The sequence below is a fragment of the Clostridium vitabionis genome, assembly GCF_015351765.1.
Lineage (GTDB): Bacteria > Bacillota > Clostridia > Lachnospirales > Lachnospiraceae > Clostridium_R > Clostridium_R vitabionis.
In genome coordinates this window covers 1-5,571 of sequence record NZ_JADKQA010000015.1, presented here as the reverse complement: position 1 = coordinate 5,571, position 5,571 = coordinate 1, and the positions used below count along the sequence as shown (strand labels likewise).

The 5,571-nt window shown below is 52.6% G+C and carries 4 protein-coding genes and 2 pseudogenes; all 6 read left to right on the top strand.

Translation table 11 applies throughout. The features are described 5' to 3' along the window. Positions 1 to 92 precede the first annotated feature (92 nt). A pseudogene (locus tag ISF27_RS12940) lies at positions 93 to 353 on the top strand (DUF3847 domain-containing protein); the annotation flags it as partial. After that, positions 319 to 1,815 (top strand): MobQ family relaxase, encoded by a 1,497-nt coding sequence (gene mobQ, locus ISF27_RS12935; RefSeq protein ID WP_118481864.1) that lies wholly within the window; start codon positions 319 to 321, stop codon positions 1,813 to 1,815. The pseudogene ISF27_RS12940 and the gene mobQ, both read left to right, overlap by 35 nt. After that, a complete protein-coding gene (locus ISF27_RS12930; protein ID WP_194611886.1) occupies positions 1,812 to 3,683 on the top strand; it encodes an AAA family ATPase in 1,872 nt (623 codons plus the stop codon). Before mobQ ends, ISF27_RS12930 begins: the two co-directional genes overlap by 4 nt. A 143-nt stretch (positions 3,684 to 3,826) precedes the next feature. Then, positions 3,827 to 3,985 carry a transposon-encoded TnpW family protein gene (locus tag ISF27_RS12925; protein ID WP_002596227.1) on the top strand — a complete coding sequence of 53 codons (159 nt, stop codon included), beginning with the start codon at positions 3,827 to 3,829 and terminating at the stop codon, positions 3,983 to 3,985. A 41-nt stretch (positions 3,986 to 4,026) separates the two neighbouring features. Beyond that, positions 4,027 to 4,842, top strand: a pseudogene (locus ISF27_RS12920) (VirD4-like conjugal transfer protein, CD1115 family); the annotation flags it as partial. A gap of 85 nt (positions 4,843 to 4,927) precedes the next feature. Next, complete coding sequence (locus ISF27_RS12915; protein WP_194611885.1) at positions 4,928 to 5,464, top strand: hypothetical protein; 537 nt, start codon at positions 4,928 to 4,930, stop codon at positions 5,462 to 5,464. Positions 5,465 to 5,571: the final 107 nt, after the last annotated feature.

Genomic DNA, 5,571 nt, shown 5'->3' with positions numbered 1-5,571 from the left:
CGAAAGAGTTGGAGCGAAATACTCCAACTCTCAATTTTGGAGCGTTTTGCTCCAACTGTTAACATAGGGTACGCGGAAATACTTCTCGCTTACGAAAGAAATATCTGGAGAAAGGCGAAAGGCAGAAACGCACCCATCGTCTTTGCAATCTGGGCGGCACGATTGAGAGCCTTGCCCCGGAGGTCAAAGATCTCACACGCACCGAAATGACAGAGCTGATGGAGTACATCTTTTCTCTGTCCGAAGTCCAGCGAGCCGTCCGTCACATGGCGATTACTCACACCAACCAAGCGAACAGAGAAAAGGAGTTGAAAGCCGATGGCACTATTTCATCTGAGCGTCACGCAGACTAAGCGAAGCGCAGGACAGTCCGCTATTGCTTCTGCCGCCTACCGTGCCGGGGAGCGATTGTATAGCGAGTATTACGGCGAATACAGCGACTACACCCGCAAGGGCGGCGTGATCTGCTCTGACATTCTCTTGCCGTCCCATGCACCGCCAGAATACGCAGACCGCCAGACCCTATGGAACGCCGTGGAAAAAGCCGAGCGTGGAAAGAACGCCCAGCTTGCATACAGCTTTGACATTGCCTTGCAGAATGAATTTTCCCTTGAGGAAAACATCGCTCTTGCAAGGCAATTTTTGTTGGAGAACTTTGTGAGCCGTGGCATGGTGGTTGACTTCGCCGTACACCAGCCAGACCGGGAGGACGGCGGCATACCAAACCCGCATTTTCATGTGCTTTGCCCCATCCGCCCCATCGAGCAGAACGGCAAATGGGGACTAAAGCAACGCCGGGTGTATGAGCTGGACGAGGACGGCAACCGTATCCGAGACGCAGACGGAAAGTTTGTGTTCAACGCCGTTCCCACTACCGACTGGGGCAGTCCCGAAACGCTGGAACATTGGCGGCAGACATGGGCGGAACTATGCAACGCCAAGTTTGCGGAGAAAGGGCTTGATGTTCGTATCGACCACCGAAGCTATGAGCGTCAGGGCGTGGAGCTTCTTCCCACCGTCCATGAGGGCGCAACCGTCCGGGCAATGGAGAAGAAAGGCATACGCACCGAGAAAGGCGAGTTCAACCGCTGGATCAGAGCAACCAATGCCGTTATCCGGGACATCAAGAAGAAAATCGCTCTCCTGTTTGATTGGATTGCCGAAGCAAAAGCGGAGCTTGCCAAGCCGCAGGCACCCGACCTTGTTTCTCTGCTGAACGCCTATTACACCCAGCGCAGAGCCGGGGCATATTCGCAGAAAGGCAAGGTCAGCAATCTAAAGGAGATGAACGAGACTTTCAATTATCTCCGGGCAAACGGCATTTACACTCTTGAAGATTTGGAAAGCCGTGTCAGCGAACACAGTGCTGCCACAGAGAGCTTGAAGAAAACGCTGGACGAACAGACCGCCCGAATGAAAGCAATCAAGCAGCTCTATGACAGCTCTGCTGCTTTCCAGAGCTTGAAGCCTGTCTATGACGGCTTGCAGAAAATCAAGTTTGAGAAGCCCAGAGCCAAGTACAAGGCAGAGCATGAAGCGGAACTGAAACAGTTCTACGCCGCCAGACGCAAGCTGACCGGAGAGTTCCCGGACGGCAAGGTGGATATGAAAAAGCTGACCGAAGAGTATGACGAGCTGGAACAGGCGCACAACACCACCTATGGCGAGTTTAAGACCGTCAGAGACGATTTACACCGTCTTTGGAAGGTCAAGTCATGTATAGATACTGCCGCCCGATTTAACGAGCGCACAGAGGAACAAATGCTCCAAAATCGACCCCAAACACGACACAAAAAGGAGGAACTATCCCGATGAATTATACCCAAGCACAGATTGACCGGGCAAACGCCGTCAGTCTGGAAGATTTTCTCCGTACACAGGGAGAGACGCTTATCAAAAGCGGACGAGAATACCGCTGGAAAGAACATGACAGCCTGACCATTCGTGGAAACAAATGGTTTCGCCACAGCCAGAGCAAGGGCGGCTATCCCATTGATTTTGTCATGGAGTTTTACGGAAAATCCTTTCCCGAAGCCGTCCAGCTCCTGACCGGCGAAAGCGGCGAGGGACAGAGCGAAGCCAGCACAGCACCGCACACAGCGTTCCACTTGCCCTTGCACAACAGAACAGCCGACAGAGCAATTCAATATCTTTGCGAAAGCCGAGGTCTCAACAAAACGCTTGTTGAGGCTTTTCTTCTTTCCGGGGATATTTACGAGGACGCAAAGCGGCACAATGTTGTCTTTGTCGGCAGAGACCGAAACGGCACACCGAGATACGCCCATGTGCGAGGAACGGCAGACCCATTCAGACAGGATATTGCCGGGTCTGACAAGTCCTATCCGTTCCGCTATGAGGGAAACGGCAACCAGCTCTTTGTCTTTGAAGCACCGATTGACCTGTTATCGTTTATCTGCCTTTATCCGCAGGACTGGCAGACAAGGAGCTATCTTGCCCTGGGCGGTGTTTCGGGCAAAGCCCTTGACCGTTTCCTTTCTGAACGCAAGGACACCCGAAAAGTGTTCCTCTGCCTTGACAGCGACACCGCAGGAAGCGAAGCCTGTACCCGACTGGCACAGTCCATTCCCGGCGAGATCGCCGTCATTCGCCTTGTCCCGGCAAGGAAAGACTGGAACGATGTTCTCCGTCAGCAAGGGGACATTCCCAGCCGCAAATTCATAGCCGAGACAATCACGCTGCGAGAGCTGCCCACCGCCCAGCCTGTTCCCATGCTCCGCATGGCAGATGTGGAGCTGACGAGCGTGGATTGGCTATGGTTTCCCTATATTCCCTTTGGAAAGCTGACGATTATACAGGGCAACCCCGGCGAGGGCAAGACCTACTTTGCCATGCGTCTTGCGGCGGCTTGCACCAACCGAAAGCCTTTACCTGGTATGGAGACCCTTGAGCCTTTCAACATCATCTATCAGACCGCCGAGGACGGTTTGGGCGATACCGTTAAGCCCCGGCTGATGGAAGCTGACGCAGACCTTGAACGAGTGCTTGTCATTGACGATAGGGACACACCGCTGACCCTTGCCGATGAGCGCATAGCAAGGGCAATCCGGGAAAACAGCGCAAGGCTGGTTATTATTGACCCGGTACAGGCGTTTTTGGGCACAGATGTGGACATGAACAGGGCAAACGAGGTGCGCCCGATATTCCGCAGTCTGGGAGACATTGCACAGGCTACCGGGTGCGCTATCGTGCTGATTGGACACCTGAACAAAGCCGCAGGAACGCAAAGCACCTACCGGGGATTGGGGTCTATCGACATTACGGCGGCAGTCCGCAGTCTGCTGTTTATTGGCAAGCTGAAGGACAGTCCCACAACGAGGGTGCTTATCCATGAGAAAAGCTCCCTTGCGCCGCCCGGTCAGTCTCTTGCCTTTTCTCTGGGAGACGAGAAAGGTTTTGAATGGATAGGGGCTTATGACATTACCGCTGACGAGCTTCTTGCCGGGACGGACACCGCTAAGACCGAGAGCAAGACCGCACAGGCGCAAATGCTCATTCTGGAACTGCTTGCGGACGGAAAGCGTATGCCGAGCGCAGAGCTGGAAAAGGCAGTCAATGAGCGTGGGATTTCCTCACGCACCATGAGAACGGCAAAGAGCCGTATCGGGGACAGACTTGTGACCGAGAAAGACGGCACAGCATGGGTCTGCTATCTCCGAGACTGACAACAGGAACACGGCAAGCGTGGCAAAGACGGCAAGGTTTTTATAGATACCTTAATGTTGCCGCCTTGCCTTGTTCCCTCATACCGACACCGCCCGATGATGAATAGTCACCGGGCACTTTTTCATTTACAGGAGGATTTTGAATGAACAATACCGCAACCAACACCGCCACTTGCCCGACTGTCAGAAAGCAGATCGGCAAGACCACCTATATCGTCCGTGTCCATTTCAGCGAGACCGCCAAGGAGACGATGGAGGACAAAATCAAGCGTATGCTCCGTGAAGAAGTCCGCAAAATGTGACTTCTTTTTGAATTTGATGAAAAAGTCCTTGACTTTTCGTCTCTGGCAAAACGGCGAAAAGCATACTTGTCTCCTGTGGTGCAAGACTTGCGCCGTTTGACATCAAAGAGCTCCGGGAGATCACGGCATACGATGAGCTGGAACTGGATACACTGGGAGATCGGAAGGTGGCGTTGTTCTTGATCATGTCGGATACAGATTCAACGTTCAACTTTCTGATCAGCATGATCTATACCCAGATGTTTAACCTTCTTTGTGAGAAGGCGGACGACGTGTATGGCGGAAGACTTCCAGTGCATGTCCGGTGCCTGATCGACGAGATGGCAAATATCGGCCAGATCCCGAACCTGGAGAAGCTGATGGCAACGATCCGTTCCCGTGAGATCAGTGCGGTGCTTGTGCTACAGGCAAAGAGCCAGCTCAAGTCGATTTATAAGGACAATGCGGATACCATTATCGGAAACTGTGACAGTCAGATCTTTCTCGGCGGCTCGGAGAAGACGACGCTCAAGGACTTGAATGAATCACTCGGCAAAGAAACCATCGACATGTACAACACCGGTGAATCCCGTGGCTCTCAGCAGTCCTACAACATGAACTACCAGAAGCTGGGACACGATCTGATGAGTGTGGATCAGCTTGCGGTTCTGGATGGCAGCAAATGCATCGTGCAGGTGCGGGGCGTGAGGCCCTTCCTGTCCGACAAGTATGATCTCACCAAGCATCCGAACTACCGGCTCACAGCGGATTATGACAAAAAGTACTGGTTTGATGTGGAGAAATACCTGAACCACCGGATGACACTGCGGGCGGAGGAGCGCTACGAGGTTATCATGCAAACACCAGCAGAAACGTAACACAGGAACAGACCATATTTTAAAGGTGTGGACGCCTGTCAGGAATGGCAGGTGTTTTCTTTTGTGAAAATGGAGGAAGAGCAGGATGGCAGACGAAAATGCATTGATGCCGGGGGATATACCGGATTGGGTGAAGGAAGCAGAGGAACAGATGAAGAAGGAATGGCCGATTGATCTTGAAGAAAAGAAAGAGGTCACAATCAAGTTCGGCAAAGGCCTTGTCGGAGAACCGTTTACTTCGAAGGGTGGGCATCAGCTGGTGGAGGTGAAGATTCCGAATCTGGATCCAGCGGACAAGACGCCGTGGGCATCCTTTGTGATTTCTCCGAAGATGATCCACGACAACAAATTCGGCAAGGGCGTCTGGATGAAGCTTCCGGAGGACGGGACAACAAAGGTGAGTAAGCCCATCTTCATCGGGACAAAGCCGGATGGCAAGAATGTCTGGGAACGCGACGTGCGCGATGTCCCGAATACGGAGCTCAAGACCATGATGGAGACCTATAAGAACAAGGACCGTTCCTCTGTCCTGGGTGCATTGGAAAACAAAAAGAAAGAGGCAGAGAAAGCGCCGAAGCCTTCGAAACCTGCGAAGTCAAAGGACGCCGGGATGGAGAAGTAAGTGGCAGCGATTCTACAGAAAGCCTGCTAATAAAAAGTCAAGGGGTGATTTGAAAAAAGTTTAGAGATGGATTTTGGTCACAAGTATCCAGGCCGTCTGCATAGGGC

Bases quoted from the DNA above. Each gene is read 5' to 3' on its own strand.
- ISF27_RS12930 (WP_194611886.1), top strand. From the start codon at position 1,812: ATGAATTATACCCAAGCACAGATTGACCGGGCAAACGCCGTCAGTCTG.
- ISF27_RS12915 (WP_194611885.1), top strand. From the start codon at position 4,928: ATGGCAGACGAAAATGCATTGATGCCGGGGGATATACCGGATTGGGTG.
- ISF27_RS12925 (WP_002596227.1), top strand. From the start codon at position 3,827: ATGAACAATACCGCAACCAACACCGCCACTTGCCCGACTGTCAGAAAG.
- mobQ (WP_118481864.1), top strand. From the start codon at position 319: ATGGCACTATTTCATCTGAGCGTCACGCAGACTAAGCGAAGCGCAGGA.